This window comes from Escherichia sp. Lx600-2 (assembly GCF_036662595.1).
Taxonomy (GTDB): Bacteria; Pseudomonadota; Gammaproteobacteria; order Enterobacterales; family Enterobacteriaceae; genus Escherichia; species Escherichia coli.
In genome coordinates, this window is sequence record NZ_JAYQWM010000038.1 from 14,381 (window position 1) to 31,776 (window position 17,396).

19 protein-coding genes are annotated in these 17,396 nt (G+C 51.0%); 9 read left to right on the forward strand and 10 right to left on the reverse strand.

The genetic code is table 11. From position 1 onward, the window contains the following. Positions 1-4: 4 nt before the first annotated feature. Positions 5-1,537, forward strand: a complete 1,533-nt coding sequence (gene pntA / locus OQV04_RS14685; protein WP_032280921.1) for a Re/Si-specific NAD(P)(+) transhydrogenase subunit alpha — start codon at positions 5-7, stop codon at positions 1,535-1,537. A 10-nt stretch (positions 1,538-1,547) separates the two neighbouring features. Continuing rightward, positions 1,548-2,936, forward strand: coding sequence for a Re/Si-specific NAD(P)(+) transhydrogenase subunit beta (pntB, locus tag OQV04_RS14690; protein ID WP_000014036.1), 1,389 nt, complete (start codon positions 1,548-1,550; stop codon positions 2,934-2,936). A gap of 24 nt (positions 2,937-2,960) precedes the next feature. Here pntB and tqsA read toward each other — a convergent pair whose 3' ends face one another. Next, positions 2,961-3,995, reverse strand: a complete 1,035-nt coding sequence (gene tqsA, locus OQV04_RS14695) for an AI-2 transporter TqsA (protein ID WP_001118241.1) — start codon at positions 3,993-3,995, stop codon at positions 2,961-2,963. Between the two features lie 134 nt (positions 3,996-4,129). On the opposite strand from tqsA, the gene OQV04_RS25090 reads away from it, so the two are divergent. From OQV04_RS25090 to mdtI, 3 genes are all read left to right on the forward strand, one after another. Continuing rightward, positions 4,130-4,300 carry a protein YdgV gene (locus tag OQV04_RS25090; protein WP_001303517.1) on the forward strand — a complete coding sequence of 57 codons (171 nt, stop codon included), beginning with the start codon at positions 4,130-4,132 and terminating at the stop codon, positions 4,298-4,300. A 106-nt stretch (positions 4,301-4,406) separates the two neighbouring features. Continuing rightward, on the forward strand, positions 4,407-4,772 hold the full coding sequence (gene mdtJ, locus OQV04_RS14700) for a multidrug/spermidine efflux SMR transporter subunit MdtJ (protein ID WP_000276149.1): 366 nt from the start codon (positions 4,407-4,409) through the stop codon (positions 4,770-4,772). After that, positions 4,759-5,088 carry a multidrug/spermidine efflux SMR transporter subunit MdtI gene (mdtI, locus tag OQV04_RS14705; RefSeq protein WP_000046661.1) on the forward strand — a complete coding sequence of 110 codons (330 nt, stop codon included), beginning with the start codon at positions 4,759-4,761 and terminating at the stop codon, positions 5,086-5,088. Before mdtJ ends, mdtI begins: the two co-directional genes overlap by 14 nt. 38 nt (positions 5,089-5,126) lie before the next feature. On the opposite strand, the gene OQV04_RS14710 is transcribed toward mdtI, so the two are convergent. The 3 genes from OQV04_RS14710 to asr all read right to left on the reverse strand — a co-directional run bounded on the left by OQV04_RS14710 (position 5,127) and on the right by asr (position 6,532). After that, complete coding sequence (locus tag OQV04_RS14710; RefSeq protein WP_001260835.1) at positions 5,127-5,948, reverse strand: trypsin-like serine peptidase; 822 nt, start codon at positions 5,946-5,948, stop codon at positions 5,127-5,129. A 99-nt stretch (positions 5,949-6,047) separates the two neighbouring features. Then, positions 6,048-6,131: a hypothetical protein gene (locus OQV04_RS14715; RefSeq protein WP_000233090.1), complete on the reverse strand. Its 84-nt coding sequence runs from the start codon at positions 6,129-6,131 to the stop codon at positions 6,048-6,050. Positions 6,132-6,223: 92 nt separating this feature from the next. Further along, on the reverse strand, positions 6,224-6,532 hold the full coding sequence (gene asr, locus OQV04_RS14720; RefSeq protein WP_001342195.1) for an acid resistance repetitive basic protein Asr: 309 nt from the start codon (positions 6,530-6,532) through the stop codon (positions 6,224-6,226). A gap of 270 nt (positions 6,533-6,802) precedes the next feature. Between asr and OQV04_RS25095 the strand changes: the two genes are divergently transcribed. Further along, the gene (locus tag OQV04_RS25095; RefSeq protein WP_001351109.1) at positions 6,803-6,907 is read left to right on the forward strand and encodes a KPN_01571 family protein; all 105 of its coding nucleotides are present in this window, start codon (positions 6,803-6,805) and stop codon (positions 6,905-6,907) included. A 48-nt stretch (positions 6,908-6,955) separates the two neighbouring features. Here the strand turns inward: OQV04_RS25095 and OQV04_RS14725 are convergent, their stop codons facing one another. Further along, entirely contained in the window at positions 6,956-8,209 is a 1,254-nt protein-coding gene (locus tag OQV04_RS14725; protein WP_032282069.1) for an MFS transporter, read from the reverse strand. A 106-nt stretch (positions 8,210-8,315) separates the two neighbouring features. On the opposite strand from OQV04_RS14725, the gene OQV04_RS14730 reads away from it, so the two are divergent. The 3 genes from OQV04_RS14730 (at position 8,316) to bioD (ending at position 11,384) form a co-directional block, all read left to right on the forward strand. Continuing rightward, on the forward strand, positions 8,316-9,209 hold the full coding sequence (locus tag OQV04_RS14730; protein WP_032282068.1) for a LysR family transcriptional regulator: 894 nt from the start codon (positions 8,316-8,318) through the stop codon (positions 9,207-9,209). A gap of 134 nt (positions 9,210-9,343) precedes the next feature. After that, positions 9,344-10,564 carry a sugar metabolism global transcriptional regulator Mlc gene (gene mlc, locus OQV04_RS14735; protein WP_000225276.1) on the forward strand — a complete coding sequence of 407 codons (1,221 nt, stop codon included), beginning with the start codon at positions 9,344-9,346 and terminating at the stop codon, positions 10,562-10,564. A gap of 124 nt (positions 10,565-10,688) precedes the next feature. After that, positions 10,689-11,384, forward strand: coding sequence for a dethiobiotin synthase (gene bioD, locus OQV04_RS14740; RefSeq protein WP_000919231.1), 696 nt, complete (start codon positions 10,689-10,691; stop codon positions 11,382-11,384). Here the strand turns inward: bioD and clcB are convergent. From clcB to ynfF, 5 genes are all read right to left on the reverse strand, one after another. Further along, positions 11,337-12,629 (reverse strand): voltage-gated ClC-type chloride channel ClcB, encoded by a 1,293-nt coding sequence (gene clcB, locus OQV04_RS14745; RefSeq protein WP_071999239.1) that lies wholly within the window; start codon positions 12,627-12,629, stop codon positions 11,337-11,339. The genes bioD and clcB overlap by 48 nt on opposite strands. 157 nt (positions 12,630-12,786) lie before the next feature. After that, a complete protein-coding gene (gene dmsD / locus OQV04_RS14750) occupies positions 12,787-13,401 on the reverse strand; it encodes a Tat proofreading chaperone DmsD (protein WP_000148710.1) in 615 nt (204 codons plus the stop codon). Between the two features lie 42 nt (positions 13,402-13,443). Beyond that, on the reverse strand, positions 13,444-14,298 hold the full coding sequence (ynfH, locus tag OQV04_RS14755) for a selenate reductase membrane anchor subunit YnfH (RefSeq protein ID WP_032282066.1): 855 nt from the start codon (positions 14,296-14,298) through the stop codon (positions 13,444-13,446). 1 nt (position 14,299) lies between these two features. Next, entirely contained in the window at positions 14,300-14,917 is a 618-nt protein-coding gene (gene ynfG, locus OQV04_RS14760; protein WP_000213028.1) for a DMSO reductase like molybdoenzyme iron-sulfur subunit YnfG, read from the reverse strand. 10 nt (positions 14,918-14,927) lie between these two features. Further along, the gene (gene ynfF / locus OQV04_RS14765; RefSeq protein WP_247806741.1) at positions 14,928-17,351 is read right to left on the reverse strand and encodes a selenate/tellurate reductase subunit YnfF; all 2,424 of its coding nucleotides are present in this window, start codon (positions 17,349-17,351) and stop codon (positions 14,928-14,930) included. Positions 17,352-17,396: the final 45 nt, after the last annotated feature.

A 17,396-nucleotide genomic window follows, 5' to 3' on the forward strand; every position in this document is an offset into this window, starting at 1 on the left:
TATCATGCGAATTGGCATACCAAGAGAACGGTTAACCAATGAAACCCGTGTTGCAGCAACGCCAAAAACAGTGGAACAGCTGCTGAAACTGGGTTTTACCGTCGCGGTAGAGAGCGGCGCGGGTCAACTGGCAAGTTTTGACGATAAAGCGTTTGTGCAAGCGGGCGCTGAAATTGTAGAAGGGAATAGCGTCTGGCAGTCAGAGATCATTCTGAAGGTCAATGCGCCGTTAGATGATGAAATTGCGTTACTGAATCCTGGGACAACGCTGGTGAGTTTTATCTGGCCTGCGCAGAATCCGGAATTAATGCAAAAACTTGCGGAACGTAACGTGACCGTGATGGCGATGGACTCTGTGCCGCGTATCTCACGCGCACAATCGCTGGACGCATTAAGCTCGATGGCGAACATCGCCGGTTATCGCGCCATTGTTGAAGCGGCACATGAATTTGGGCGCTTCTTTACCGGGCAAATCACTGCGGCCGGGAAAGTGCCACCGGCAAAAGTGATGGTGATTGGTGCGGGTGTTGCAGGTCTGGCCGCCATTGGCGCAGCAAACAGTCTCGGCGCGATTGTGCGTGCATTCGACACCCGCCCGGAAGTGAAAGAACAAGTTCAAAGTATGGGCGCGGAATTCCTCGAGCTGGATTTTAAAGAGGAAGCGGGTAGCGGCGATGGCTATGCCAAAGTGATGTCGGACGCGTTCATCAAAGCGGAAATGGAACTCTTTGCCGCCCAGGCAAAAGAGGTCGATATCATTGTCACCACCGCGCTTATTCCAGGCAAACCAGCGCCGAAGCTAATTACCCGTGAAATGGTTGACTCCATGAAGGCGGGCAGTGTGATTGTCGACCTGGCAGCCCAAAACGGCGGCAACTGTGAATACACCGTGCCGGGTGAAATCTTCACTACGGAAAATGGTGTCAAAGTGATTGGCTATACCGATCTTCCGGGCCGTCTGCCGACGCAATCCTCACAGCTTTACGGTACTAACCTCGTTAATCTGCTGAAACTGTTGTGCAAAGAGAAAGACGGCAATATCACTGTTGATTTTGATGATGTGGTGATTCGCGGCGTGACCGTGATCCGTGCGGGCGAAATTACCTGGCCGGCACCGCCGATTCAGGTATCAGCTCAGCCGCAGGCGGCACAAAAAGCGGCACCGGAAGTGAAAACTGAGGAAAAATGTACCTGCTCACCGTGGCGTAAATACGCGTTGATGGCGCTGGCAATCATCCTTTTCGGTTGGCTGGCAAGCGTTGCGCCGAAAGAGTTTCTTGGGCACTTCACCGTTTTCGCGCTGGCCTGCGTTGTCGGTTATTACGTGGTGTGGAATGTATCGCACGCGCTGCATACACCGTTGATGTCGGTCACCAACGCGATTTCAGGGATTATTGTTGTCGGAGCACTGTTGCAGATTGGCCAGGGCGGCTGGGTTAGCTTCCTTAGTTTTATCGCGGTGCTTATAGCCAGCATTAATATTTTCGGTGGCTTCACCGTGACTCAGCGCATGCTGAAAATGTTCCGCAAAAATTAAGGGGTAACATATGTCTGGAGGATTAGTTACAGCTGCATACATTGTTGCCGCGATCCTGTTTATCTTCAGTCTGGCCGGGCTTTCGAAACATGAAACGTCTCGCCAGGGTAACAACTTCGGTATCGCTGGGATGGCGATTGCGTTAATCGCAACCATTTTTGGACCGGATACGGGTAATGTTGGCTGGATCTTGCTGGCGATGGTCATTGGTGGGGCAATTGGTATCCGTCTGGCGAAGAAAGTTGAAATGACCGAAATGCCAGAACTGGTGGCGATCCTGCACAGCTTCGTGGGTCTGGCGGCAGTGCTGGTTGGCTTTAACAGCTATCTGCATCATGACGCGGGAATGGCACCGATTCTGGTCAATATTCACCTGACGGAAGTGTTCCTCGGTATCTTCATCGGGGCGGTAACGTTCACGGGTTCGGTGGTGGCGTTCGGCAAACTGTGTGGCAAGATTTCGTCTAAACCGTTGATGCTGCCAAACCGTCATAAAATGAACCTGGCGGCTCTGGTCGTTTCCTTCCTGCTGCTGATTGTATTTGTGCGCACGGACAGCGTCGGCCTGCAAGTGCTGGCATTGCTGATAATGACCGCCATTGCGCTGGTATTCGGCTGGCATTTAGTCGCCTCCATCGGTGGTGCTGATATGCCAGTGGTGGTGTCAATGCTGAACTCGTACTCCGGCTGGGCGGCAGCGGCTGCGGGCTTTATGCTCAGCAACGACCTGCTGATTGTGACCGGTGCGCTGGTCGGTTCTTCGGGGGCTATCCTTTCTTACATTATGTGTAAGGCGATGAACCGTTCCTTTATCAGCGTTATTGCGGGTGGTTTCGGCACCGACGGCTCTTCTACTGGCGATGATCAGGAAGTGGGCGAGCACCGCGAAATCACCGCAGAAGAGACAGCGGAACTGCTGAAAAACTCCCATTCAGTGATCATTACTCCGGGGTACGGCATGGCAGTCGCGCAGGCGCAATATCCTGTCGCTGAAATTACCGAGAAACTGCGCGCTCGTGGTATCAACGTGCGTTTCGGTATCCACCCGGTTGCGGGGCGTTTGCCTGGACATATGAACGTATTGCTGGCTGAAGCAAAAGTACCGTATGACATCGTGCTGGAAATGGACGAGATCAACGATGACTTTGCTGATACCGATACCGTACTGGTGATTGGTGCTAACGATACGGTTAACCCGGCGGCGCAGGATGATCCGAAGAGTCCGATTGCTGGTATGCCTGTGCTGGAAGTGTGGAAAGCGCAGAACGTGATTGTCTTTAAACGTTCGATGAACACTGGCTATGCTGGTGTGCAAAACCCGCTGTTCTTCAAGGAAAACACCCACATGCTGTTTGGTGACGCCAAAGCCAGCGTGGATGCAATCCTGAAAGCTCTGTAACCCTGACGGCCTCTGCGGAGGCCGTCACTCTTTATTGAGATCGCTTAACAGAACGGCGATGCTTTGACCTCCCGCTGTTTGTTCAAGCGCAATTTTGACAATAATTGTTAACGGCACGGAAAGCAGCATACCCACCGGTCCTAACAACCATCCCCAAAAAATCAACGACAAAAATACCACCAATGTGGAAAGTCCCAGCCCACGCCCCATGATGCGTGGCTCCAGAATATTGCCGAAGACCAGATTAATCAGCAGATATCCCGCCAGCACCAACAACGCTTCGTAGAAGCCATTAAACACCAGTACCTGAGCGATAGGGGGAATTGCTGCGAGAACTGAACCAATATTAGGGATGTAATTAAGCGCAAAGGCCAGCAATCCCCAGACAAAAGCGAAGCGAACATCGAGGGCGGCGAGCATCGCCCATGCGACCAGGCCGGTGATGATGCTGATGGCTGTTTTCAGCACCAGATAATGAGACACACTGTCAATCGCACGCTGAATCGCCGCCATCCCTTCAACCGGACGCGCCATCATTTGCTGAAATTTTCCGGGCAATTGTGGCACTTCGAGCAGCATAAACAGCACCGTCAGCAGCAATAAAAATATTGATGACATGGCATTAGATAACTGCGTCAATAAGTTGGTGAGCAACGTCATCGCCGCGTTCGGATCAATGTAATGCGCCAGTTGGTCAACTGAGACGTCAATCCCTACGCGTTGCAACAACGGTTCAAGAGCTTGCAGCGGCGTCATAATAGAGTTGCGATATTGCGGTAACGTCCGCGTCAACTCGTTGAGCGCGGAACCCAGATAAGCTAACAGCAACACCATCGCCATCACGATGATGGTCATCAAAATCGACACCGCCAGTACACGCGGCACTCGCCAGCGGACCATGTGTTGCACCAGCGGGTTAAGAATAACAGCAATAAATAATGCGAGAATAAACGGCACGATGATCTCGGCGGCAAAACGGATACCGCAGAGAATAATGACCAGCATTCCCAACATAATGACGATTTTTAGGCCATTGAGCGTGATGATCGGCTTTGCCATGCTTGTCCCCGTTTTTTCTTCCTTTGCTAATAATAATGTCTTTTTCGCTCCGTCATCATAACGAAAATCAAACCGCTCAGGTAAAGAAGTGAAAATATTTTGAGTTAATTCTTAAGCTATGATACAAATCAGGCGTGTTCAACTACCGAGGACAATTATCATCCGCGATGACGAGAAGCAACACTGCGGATAATTGTAATATTATGGACAATTTGTTCAGGACGTTATTTTCTACATTTACCCATCTTCGTACCTCATCCACTATCTTGCTCGTAGGTGAGCAGCACTGGCGCAACGCGCTTTAGTCCTTTCTTCTGCCAAAGCTTGCGCTAAGCGCGGGGCTTGACCACTTTACTTTGGTTTCGCTGAATTAAGCGAAAATTAAAATAATTCTCTTGCAGGAGAAGGACAGTGTATATTTATTGGATTTTATTAGGTCTGGCTATTGCTACAGAAATTACCGGTACGCTGTCCATGAAATGGGCGAGCGTCAGTGAGGGAAATGGCGGCTTTATTTTAATGCTGGTGATGATTTCTCTGTCGTATATATTTCTCTCTTTCGCCGTTAAAAAAATCGCCTTAGGCGTAGCTTATGCGCTGTGGGAAGGTATCGGTATTTTATTTATTACCTTGTTTAGCGTTTTGTTATTCGACGAAAGTTTATCGCTGATGAAAATTGCCGGGTTAACCACCCTGGTCGCCGGGATTGTGTTGATAAAATCAGGTACCCGTAAAGCGCGTAAACCTGAACTGGAGGTGAACCATGGCGCAGTTTGAATGGGTTCACGCCGCCTGGCTGGCATTGGCAATCGTGCTGGAAATCGTTGCTAACGTCTTTTTGAAATTTTCTGACGGCTTTCGTCGCAAAATATTTGGCTTGCTCTCCCTTGCGGCGGTGCTGGCTGCCTTTAGTGCGCTTTCTCAGGCCGTTAAAGGGATCGACTTGTCTGTCGCTTATGCATTGTGGGGCGGGTTTGGTATTGCCGCCACGTTAGCCGCAGGTTGGATCTTGTTTGGTCAACGGTTAAATCGTAAAGGCTGGATTGGCCTGGTCTTGCTGTTGGCTGGAATGATCATGGTGAAACTTGCCTGATGAAGACGCTGCCCGCGCTGTCGGGCAGCGTTTGAACATTATTTTTGCGACAGTTGATCCAGCTTGTCGCGAAAACCGGTAACAGAAATGGCCCGGTTATCGGCGCGCCAGCGATCTTTCGCGGCAGGAGCCGAACTTTGCACCCCAATTAATTGCCAGCCGTCATCGGTATGCAACATCAGAGGCGAACCGCTGTCACCCGGCAAGGTATCGCACTGATGTGACATCACCGACGTTTGCGCCCAGCCAGTCACTTCACAGTTTTGATGACTGTACAACGTATCGAGATGATCTTCAGGGTATCCTGCCTGAGTCACTTTACGACCTGCCGCTTTTAATGCGGCGGTAAGCGCGGCTTTATCTCCCTCAAATAACGGCAACGGCGTAATGCCAGAAGGGGGATTACGTAGCACAATCAATCCGAAGTCCCACGGCGCGGCTGCGGGAGGTACAATCCAACCATCCCCATCTGCTTTTAACCGCTTTCCCAGTGTCGGATCAACGCGGCCTTCTATGTCGTGGATGTCATAGCGCCAAAGACCTTTATTTGACACAAAACGCAGCGCCACTGCTTTATCGGCTTTACCCTTTGGAGGTGTCAATAAACAGTGTCCTGCCGTTAATGCCAGATTGGGTGCAATCAGCGTCGCCGTACATAAATTGCCGCTGGCCGTTTCCAGTTGCCCAACCGCATCCCACGGTGATTGGGTCGTGTCATTCACTGGCACACGATCATCATGACCAAAAAACAGGGTGCTGACCTCATCGTTTGCCGATTTGGCAACGTCTGGTTTATCTGCAAACACAAAAGCAGACGTCAAACTAATTGCACCCAACACTACAGCAATGGTTGTACGCATATCACACTCTGGTGGGTAATTATGATTATTAAAAGCAAACCCTCATAAATACTATAGACGGGACGGGATGAAAGTGGGAGTAAAATCAGATAACTACAGTCAGGAAAGATAAAAACGAGCGGCAATCAGTGCGCATAAAATAAGGATGATAAGAATGAACTCAAAGCGATAACGGCCCACCATACTACCCTCCGCTAAAGACGGTGCTAAACGTTACCCGCTTAGCACCGTAATTTTCAGGCGCGAGGGGGCGCGCCAGCATTACTGTTGAAAACTTACGCTGCGGGTTGTGCAGCAGGTTTTGCCGGTTGCTGATGGCTGTGTTTCCCGGCGTGTTTCTTCGCTGCCTGCGCTTTTTGTTCAGGGGCTTTCTGTTCAGCTTTCGTATTTTTATGATGCTTTTTAGCCGCCTGCGCTTTCTGGGCAGGTGCTGCTTTATGCTGTTTTTTATGATGTGTAGTTTTCGCCGGCGCTGCTTTGGTGGTCGTCGCAGTCGGAGCAGGTGTGGTCGCAGTCTCTGCAGCAAAGGCGGCAGAAGACAGACCCATAGCAGCGGCAACAACCAGAGCTAATACTTTTTTCATTGTCATACCCTCAATTTGTTTTTTCATTTAACCCCACTGCGGGGCCGTTGAAATAACTATATCCCTGGGAATGGCAGACTTCCGTGAGTGGTTGGTTTCAGCGTGTAACGATATGTACAAACGCTGAATAAATTACAGCATTGATAATAACATATTGTGACTTAAGGGAAATTTAGCTACCAATAATAGTAGTCTTGATCGGGTTAACTATTTTACTACTTACAAAGCGGTAGAATAACTGCGCATCAGTAATAAATGACACACAGCAAAATGAATCCGTTTATTTGGGTACTTATAATCCTGATGACGCTAGACGCGCTGCGGGAATTGGCTGGCGCTTCGTCTATTTTAGGATGGCTATTAACGTTGGTTTGAGCAGGCAATAAGTCCGGACGGGTATTTACCGCAGTCCGGACTTATTTTTCAGGCGTGCAGACGACGATGCAAACGCGTCCCGACCAGCAGAGCAATGACCAGCATCAGAGCAATAAATGCGCCGACGCCGTTCCAGCCATAGTTATGCCAGAAAAAACCACCCAGCGTCCCGGCAATACTCGACCCCAGATAGTAACTGAACAGATACAGCGAGGAGGCCTGGCCTTTAGCGCGTTTTGCGCGGGGGCCGATCCAGCTGCTGGCTACTGAGTGGGCTGCGAAGAATCCGGCTGAGAAGAGTAACATTCCGGCAAAGATCAGCCACAGCGAGCTGAATAAGGTCATCAGTAAACCAAACAGCATAACCCCCGTCGAAAACAACATCACTGGACCACGCCCATAGCGGGTGGTCATGGTTCCGGCTTTGGGTGAGCTCCATGTACCGGTCAAATAAGCCAGCGATAATAAGCCAACCACGGCCTGACTGACATGCCAGGGGGAGAGCATCAACCGATAGCCGATGTAATTAAACAGCGTGACGAACGACCCCATCAGCAAAAAGCCTTCTGCGAACAATAACGGTAATCCCCGGTCACGCCAGTGCAGACGAAAGTTGATAAACAACGACTTAGGTCGCAGCGAAGTCGGGCGAAAATGGCGTGATTCCGGGAGGATTTTCCAGAACATCAACGCCGAGGCTAGCGCGAAACAACCGATAGCCGCCAGAGCAATTCGCCAGTTGAAAAAGTCCGTGAAGACACCACTAATTAAGCGTCCGCTCATGCCGCCAATTGAGTTGCCGCTGATATACAACCCCATCGAAAAGGCCACGAAACTGGGGTGGATTTCCTCGCTAAGATAAGTCATGCCAACAGCTGCCACGCCACTTAACGAAAGCCCAATCAAGGCGCGCATAATCAAAATGCCGTGCCAGCTGGTCATCATTGTCGAAAGTAACGTACAAATGGAGGCCAACAGTAGCGCCGTGACCATCACTGGTTTGCGACCAATGGCATCGGATAGGGGGCCAGTAAACAGCAAACCAATAGCCAACATCGCCGTGGAAATGGACAGTGAAATACTACTGTTCGCGGGCGTTAAGCCAAACTCCTGCGAAAGCACCGGAAGGATAGGCTGCACACAATAGAGAAGTGCAAATGTTGCCAGTCCGGCAGAGAACAGCGCCAGGGTGACGCGCATAAATTGCGGCGTACCGCGTTTAATAAATTGATTTGGCTGAGAAATGCTTTGCTTGTCAGTGTCGCTTGCCGGAGCGCCATCAACAGTTGTAGTACGGCTCACTTGAAATCCTTGCTAAATATGCCTGTGGATCAGGCTTATACATAGGGTAGGAAAATCGAATTGTTCTGTCTAATATATTAATAATCTCAAATAAGATGTTTTAAATATGAATATTGAACTTCGTCATCTGCGTTACTTTGTTGCTGTTGCGGAAGAGCTGCATTTCGGGCGCGCCGCTGCCCGCCTGAATATTTCGCAACCGCCGCTAAGTCAGCAGATTCAGGCGCTGGAGCAACAAATTGGTGCCCGACTGCTGGCACGAACCAATCGCAGTGTATTGCTGACGGCAGCAGGAAAACAGTTTCTTGCAGATAGTCGGCAAATCCTGTCTATGGTGGATGACGCTGCCGCTCGCGCTGAAAGACTGCATCAGGGTGAAGCGGGGGAGTTGCGCATTGGTTTTACTTCGTCGGCTCCTTTTATTCGGGCGGTGTCCGATACGTTATCGCTGTTTCGCCGAGATTATCCCGATGTCCATTTACAAACCCGCGAAATGAACACTCGCGAGCAAATCGCTCCGCTCATTGAAGGAACGCTGGATATGGGATTACTGCGTAACACAGCGTTACCGGAGACGCTTGAACACGCAGTCATCGTCCATGAACCGCTTATGGCGATGATCCCGCACGATCATCCCCTGGCAAATAATTCGAGTGTAAAACTGGCTGAACTGGCGAAAGAACCCTTTGTCTTTTTTGATCCGCACGTCGGGACAGGGCTGTATGACGATATTCTCGGGCTGATGCGACGTTACCATTTGACGCCCGTCATCACTCAGGAGGTGGGCGAGGCAATGACCATCATCGGTCTGGTTTCCGCCGGTCTGGGTGTTTCAATTTTGCCTGCGTCATTTAAACGTGTTCAGCTCAACGAAATGCGCTGGGTGCCGATTGCTGAAGAGGATGCGGTTTCTGAAATGTGGTTGGTCTGGCCGAAACATCATGAACAAAGTCCAGCTGCGCGTAACTTTCGTATTCATCTGCTGAATGCTCTCAGGTGAGGGAAATTTCAGCGAAAAAGCCCGAAAAATGTGCTGTTAATCACATGCCTAAGTAAAAATTTGACGACACGTATTGAAGTGCTTCACCATAGCCTACAGATTATTTCGGAGCGCGAAAATATAGGGAGTATGCGGTGGTTGCTGAAAACCAGCCTGGGCACATTGATCAAATAAAGCAGACCAACGCGGGCGCGGTTTATCGCCTGATTGATCAGCTTGGTCCAGTCTCGCGTATCGATCTTTCCCGTCTGGCGCAGCTGGCTCCTGCCAGTATCACTAAAATTGTCCGTGAGATGCTCGAAGCACACTTGGTACAAGAGCTGGAAATCAAAGAAGCGGGGAACCGTGGCCGTCCGGCGGTGGGGCTGGTGGTTGAAACTGAAGCCTGGCACTATCTTTCTCTGCGCATTAGTCGCGGGGAGATTTTCCTTGCTCTGCGCGATCTGAGCAGCAAACTGGTGGTGGAAGAGTCGCAGGAACTGGCGTTAAAAGATGACTCGCCATTGCTGGATCGTATCATTTCCCATATCGATCAGTTTTTTATCCGCCACCAGAAAAAACTTGAGCGTCTAACTTCGATTGCCATAACCCTGCCGGGAATTATTGATACGGAAAATGGCATTGTACATCGCATGCCGTTCTACGAGGATGTAAAAGAGATGCCGCTCGGCGAGGCTCTGGAGCAGCATACCGGCGTTCCGGTTTATATTCAGCATGATATCAGCGCATGGACGATGGCAGAGGCCTTGTTTGGTGCCTCACGCGGGGCGCGCGATGTGATCCAGGTGGTTATCGATCACAACGTGGGGGCGGGCGTCATTACCGATGGTCATCTGCTACACGCAGGCAGCAGTAGCCTCGTGGAAATAGGTCACACACAGGTAGACCCATATGGTAAACGCTGTTATTGCGGGAACCACGGCTGCCTCGAAACCATCGCCAGTGTGGACAGTATTCTTGAGCTGGCACAGCTGCGTCTCAATCAATCCATGAGCTCGATGTTACATGGGCAACCGTTAACCGTGGACTCATTGTGTCAGGCGGCATTGCGCGGCGATCTGCTGGCAAAAGACATCATTACCGGGGTGGGCGCGCATGTAGGGCGCATTCTTGCCATCATGGTGAATTTATTTAACCCACAAAAAATACTGATTGGCTCACCGTTAAGTAAAGCGGCAGATATCCTCTTCCCGGTCATCTCAGATAGCATCCGTCAGCAGGCCCTTCCTGCGTATAGTCAGCACATTAGCGTTGAGAGTACTCAGTTTTCTAACCAGGGCACGATGGCAGGGGCTGCGCTGGTAAAAGACGCGATGTATAACGGTTCTTTGTTGATTCGTCTGTTGCAGGGTTAACATTTTTTAACTGTTCTACCAAAATTTGCGCTATCTCAATTTGGGCCAGGAAAGCATAACTTAGACTTTCAAGGTTAATTATTTTCCTGGTTTATATTTGTGAAGCATAACGGTGGAGTTAGTGATGCTGAAGCGTTTCTTTATTACCGGTACAGACACTTCTGTAGGGAAAACGGTGGTTTCCCGCGCATTGCTACAAGCGTTAGCCTCCCAGGGAAAAACGGTTGCGGGATATAAACCCGTAGCGAAGGGGAGCAAAGAGACACCCGAAGGGCTGCGTAATAAAGATGCCCTGGTGTTGCAGAGTGTTTCAACCATCGAACTGCCTTATGAAGCAGTTAATCCTATCGCGTTAAGCGAAGAAGAAAGTAGCGTGGCGCACAGTTGCCCAATCAATTACACCCTCATTTCAAACGGCCTGGCAAACCTGACCGAAAAAGTCGATCATGTCGTGGTAGAAGGGACTGGCGGCTGGCGTAGTCTGATGAATGATTTGCGTCCACTCTCTGAATGGGTGGTGCAGGAACAACTGCCGGTGTTGATGGTTGTCGGTATTCAGGAAGGTTGCATTAACCATGCACTGCTAACAGCTCAGGCGATTGCCAACGACGGGCTGCCGCTCATTGGCTGGGTGGCTAACCGAATCAACCCAGGACTGGCGCATTATGCGGAAATCATTGATGTGCTCGGTAAAAAACTTCCGGCACCGCTCATTGGTGAACTGCCTTATCTGCCGCGCGCCGAACAGCGTGAACTGGGGCAATACATCCGCTTAGCTATGCTGCGCAGTGTGCTGGCGGTAGATAGAGTCACGGTGTAACGTCCGCGAGATTACCGACGCAATTACGCAGGCAATCAATAAACCGGGGAGTAGCTGATACTCCCCGGTCATTTCACATATCATCAACGTCGACATAATCGGCGCGTGCGTGGTTGCCGCCAACAGTGTCGCCATCCCGGTCAATCCGAGTAAAAGCGTAATTTCTTCGCCATCAGGGAACCATAATCCCAGGCTACGACCATACAACATGCCAATGGCAAGACCGATAAATAGCGTCGGTGTAAAGACACCACCGGGTGCGCCGGAACCGCTACTCGCCAGCACGGCACACAGTTTACAAAGGAAGATCCCGGCAATGATCATTAACAGTGGCGGGGCGGTTAAAAAGGATTGTACGGTGCTATAGCCGTTGCCCCACACTGCAGGTGTGAACAGGGAAAGCAGACCCACGATCAACCCGCCTAGTGCCAGTTGCCAGGGCGGCGCAAGTTTGAGACTCACAAATCCACGATGACAGGCGTTCATTAACGTTAACAACAGTGGTCCGCACCGACCTGCCAGCACACCTGTACTGATAATCAGCGCATAGTCACGAGCCTGAACCGTCACTGAGAGTTGTACGCTGTAGAGTAACGCGTCGCTATGATTAATCAGATTGCTAACCAGCAATGCCACGACGGCGGAAATAATCACCGGGCCGAGAGAGGCCAACATCATAGTGCCAAACAGCACTTCGGCTATAAATAAACTGCCAGCAAGCGGGGCACGATAGGCCGCAGCCATTCCCGCCGCGGCCCCACAGGCGATCCATAATTTCCACTCCTGGCGTGGCGTAAAACGTTGGGCAAAACAGGAGGCGGCAAGGGCAGCTAAAAGAATCATCGCACCTTCGCGACCAATTGCGCTGCCGCTGGTTACTACCAGCAGAGAGGCAAGCGATTTAACCAGGCTTGCTGCGTAATCAAACTGACCATCGGTTTGCAACGCTTCCATGTAATCGGTCGGCGCATGAGGGCGTTGCTGGGTAAATTTCTGCCAGCCCATCAACAACAAACCCGCCGCCAGTCCGCCGAGCGCCGGAGTTAGCAGCCGTCGCCAGGGGGAAAGATTTGTCGCTGCATTGACCAGACTGCCCGAGTCATTATTGAGGAACAACCACTCCAGTAGCAGCATCGCATGACGAAACCCGGCAACGGCAAAGGCCGCGAGAATACCGACGACTGTTGCGATAAGCAGACGGCGGAACATAGTGCGCAGATCCGGATAGATGTGTAGATGATGCATGAGCAGAAATGGGCAATGAAACACGGGCGACTATTTTGCGGCAAAAGAGGCCAGCCGCAAAAGCAGTGCATGCTTTAAGAGATAAAAAACGTGACACTGTAACCTATTATTGCCGGATTGCGCGTAATCGTCACCATCCGGCAATATTACGGTGATCCTATCGAAACAGCGGTTTAACCGCGACAGGAATTAACAGTTGTGATTGCCATTGCGCCAGCGTTAAGCGAGCCAGTTCACCCAGTGCGCGGTAGAAAGGGTGTTCTGCTTTTTCGATAAAAACGTCAAGAAAACGTGTTGACCACGGAAAAAGGTGCCATGCCAGCAATTCTTCGCATTCTGTCTGGCGACCATTCTCCGCCAACCACGCAGCCATCAACAGCAGTGAACCAAAATGATCTTCCGGTTCGTTTTGCTTCATTTCAAACTGAATGCCTTTCTCGCGCATCCACTGACGAAGTGCCAATGTTGAATCGCCAAACAGCACAGATTCGCGATCCAGCCAGACCGACCCCCACGGCGGAGACGGCAGTGCCCACGGGCCGACAAACAAACGCTGCCAGGCCTGGGCGTGAGTCTCTTCACACTGTGTCTGAAAAGCCGTCACCAGCGGCGCTAATGACGCTTCTGGTAGAGGCCACTGAGTTTCCCAGCCGTCACTGGTGAGTACCGCAACCAGAGGTGCGGCTTCAGCACTCTCTGGAGCGTAATAAAACAGCGCGCCCAACACGCGCGCCGCGACAGAAAAATTATCTTGCTGTGAAAAATGGGTCATTCCTAACATCCTGAAATGTGCGGGTTGCCCCGCACCAATTTGTTAACCTGCAATAGCCATTCCTACCGTCATGTGCAGGCCATAAAAGAGCACACGCCCGATCATCTCACCGCCAAGAATGAGGATTAACCCCAGAATAAGTCCGGCAACGTGAGGTTCACGGCGACGTATGAGCGGACAAAGCCAGCATCCTAGACCTGCGCATAACAATACCACACGCCAGACCTGTAAGGAGGCGTAATCTGGTACCAGTGCGCTGGCTTGTTGCACGGATGAGTGAATAGACGACAGAGACAAACCTTGCAGCACAATCACCCCGGCACAAGCGATCAGCGCTAGAACGCTAATGATGGCAAATGGTGTGGTATTAAATGTAACGCGGGCTGCCCGCAGAATTGCGGCAGCAAGTATTGGACCACTCAACAATACCGTCAGGAAGAAAGCCAGCGTAGTGTAACCGTTATGCCAGGTGGGCACAGTGTCGATTTGATACACGCAGGTCATCATCCAGACGAAAATGACGCCGAGCGCCATGCTGACAAGTAACCAGAGTTTCCCCAACGCTTGCGGCATTTTACCGATGACCGCCACCAGCCACCATAGTCCGCCAACGGCAAAAAATATGGAACCGGCAGCAATCTCGTTACTCAGACCAGAAGCTCCGATTCGATTCAGCGAGTTAAACGCCCGCAGTGGCGATCCCAGGTGCATGACAGAGGCAATAAACCCGATGCCCATCAACAGCCAGAGGAAAAACATGCCACGAACAATGTGCTGACGGTCTGCGTCATTTTTGGCGGCGAACCAGCCAATTCCGCTAACAATCAGCGCGCCTACTATGCATTGACCCAATACGGTAAAGATAACCAGTGGCCATTCATGCCATCCATTTCCCATTTTAAACTTCCTCCGGATTAGCCAGATAACCAGTGGTATCGCCGGTCGGGCGGCTGTTGGCGTTAGGTTTGATAACGATATTGGGTTTTGTGAAATGCGCGCGCGGCAGTGGCGCGACGGCAGCCAGAGTGCCGTGCTTCTGGCGCAGCTCTTCAATTGGACCGAACTCAAGTGCACGCAGCGGGCAGGATTCGACACATATGGGTTGTTTCCCCTCGGCGACGCGCGAATAACAACCATCGCACTTCGTCATGTGCCCTTTTTCAGCATTGTACTGTGGCGCGCCGTACGGACAAGCCATGTGGCAGTAGCGGCAGCCGATACAAACATCTTCATCAACCACCACAAAGCCATCTTCACGCTTATGCATTGCGCCGCTGGGGCAGACTTTTGTACATGCGGGGTCATCGCAATGGTTACAGGAGATGGAGAGATAATAAGCGAACACGTTCTGGTGCCAGACGCCATTATCTTCCTGCCAGTCGCCGCCAGCATATTCATAAATACGGCGGAAACTGACTTCCGGGCCAAGATCTTTAAAATCTTTGCACGCCAGTTCGCAGGTTTTACAGCCAGTACAGCGGCTGGAATCGATAAAAAATCCATATTGTGTGGTCATGGGCTACTCCTTAAACCTTTTCGATCTGGACAAGATTGCTGTGCGACGGGTTTCCCTTTGCCAGCGGTGAAGGGCGGTGAGAGGTCAGAATATTAATACTGCCGCCGTGATCGACCCGGTCACCAAACATATCCGCTTTAAGCCACGCACCTTGCCCGATGGCGGTAACGCCAGGCAGAATACGCGGAGTCACTTTTGCGGCAATCAGCATTTCTCCATTATTGTTAAATACCCGCACGGTATCGCCATGACGGATACCGCGTGCCTGAGCATCAATGGGGTTGATCCACACCTCTTGTGGGCAGGCCTGCTGTAACACATCAATATTGCCGTAGCTGGAGTGGGTACGCGCTTTGTAGTGGAAGCCCGTTAACTGCAGTGGATAGGTTTTCCGCAGGGGATCGTCCCAGCCATCAAAACCTGGCGTATAAGCTGGAAGGGGATGAATAACTTCATCTTTTTTCAATTCCCAGGTATCTGCAATCTTCGCCAGTCGTTCAGAATAAATTTCGATTTTCCCCGAAGGTGTTTTCAACGGGTTTGCCTGTGGATCTTCACGGAATGCGCGGAAAGCGACGTAGTGTTCTTCCGGGCATTTTTTCTTAAAGATCCCGGTCGTTTTCATCTCCTCGTAGTCGGGCATCTCAGGGTTACGTTCCTTCGTTTTCGCATGGAGATATTTGATCCATTCATGCTGACTGCGACCTTCAGTAAAGGTTTGATAAACGTCCGGTCCTAAGCGTTTGGCGACTTCACTCAGCATCCAGTAGATGGGTTTGCGTTCAAATTTTGCTGAGGTTGCGGGTTGGGCGAGGATCACATAGCCCATATTCCCTGCAGATTCATGAGAGATAAGGTCTTCTTGCTCTGTTGGCATCAGGTCGGGCAACAGGATATCGCAATACTTAGCCGAGGCCGTCATGAAGTGGTCAATGCCAACAATCATCTCGCACTTGCTGTCATCCTGAAGCACCTCATGGGTGTGATTGATGTCGCCATGTTGATTGATCAATGTGTTACTGGCGTAGCACCATAAAAACTTGATGGGGACATCCAGTTTTTCTTTTCCACGAACACCATCACGGGTCGCGGTCATTTCCGTACCATGATCGATGGCATCTGTCCATGTAAAGACGGAAATCTGCGTTTTAACAGGATTCTCGAGCATCGGGAACCATTCTACCCCCAGATCCCAGCTACCTTCGCGTACGCCTGAGTTGCCGCCGTTTATGCCGACGTTACCGGTGAGAACGGAAAGCATGGCAATAGCGCGGGATGTTTGCTCGCCGTTGGAATGTCGTTGTGGCCCCCAACCCTGACAAATATAAGCAGGTTTTGCTGAACCGATCTCTCGTGCCAACTGGATAATTTTTTCTGCCGGGATGCAGGTGATTTTTGCTGCCCATTCCGGCGTTTTAGCTATGCCGTCAGGCCCTTCGCCCAGAATATAGGCTTTATAATGCGCGTTACGTGGTGCGTTGGCGGGCAGCGTTTTTTCATCGTAACCAACACAATATTTGTCGAGAAATGGCTGATCGACCATGTTTTCAGTAATCAGTACCCAGGCAATCGCACAGGCCAGTGCGCCATCGGTGCCAGGGCGAATGGGCAGCCATTCATCTTCACGCCCGGCAGCTGTGTCGTTATAACGTGGATCGATGACGATTATGCGTGCGTTTGAACGTTCGCGGGCTTGCTCGACGTAGTAAGTGACACCACCACCGCTCATCCGCGTTTCTGCCGGGTTATTTCCGAACATAACGACCAGTTTCGTATTGGCGATATCATCCGGGCTGTTGCCATCATTGGCACCGAACATATAACTCATTGCGGCACTGATCTGTGCGGTACTGTAGCTGCCATAGCGACTGAGAAAACCACCGCAAGAGTTCATCAGACGGTACGGGACGTTTGAGTTGGTGATGTTTCCGCCATCTACACCTGTTCCGTACAGGACATGTACAGCCTCATTGCCGTAATCTTTTAGGATCCGCCGAAGATTATCACTGATGGTATCCAGGGCTTCGTCCCAACTTATCCGTTCAAATTTACCTTCACCGCGCTTGCCGACGCGCTTCATGGGATATTTCAACCTATCAGGATGATTCATCCGTCGGCGGATAGAGCGCCCGCGTAAACACGCTCGAACCTGATGATTACCGTAGACGTCGTCACCTGTCGTATCAGACTCCACCCAGTACACGGTGTCATCTTTCACATGCAAACGTAACAGACAGCGGCTCCCGCAGTTAACGGTACAGGAACTCCAGACCGCTTTCTCTTCTACCGGAGCCTCTGCCGCCCGGACCATTTGGGAAAATGGCAGAGTGAAAGCACTGCTTGCCAGCGCAAGACTGCCAAGTGCGGAGGTTTTCATCAGACTTCTACGGCTGATTTCAGCCTTCATGAGCGCCTCTGTGGTATGGATTTTCATCATTACTCACTTATTGCTTTTCAAACAAAATGTCATGCCAGAATT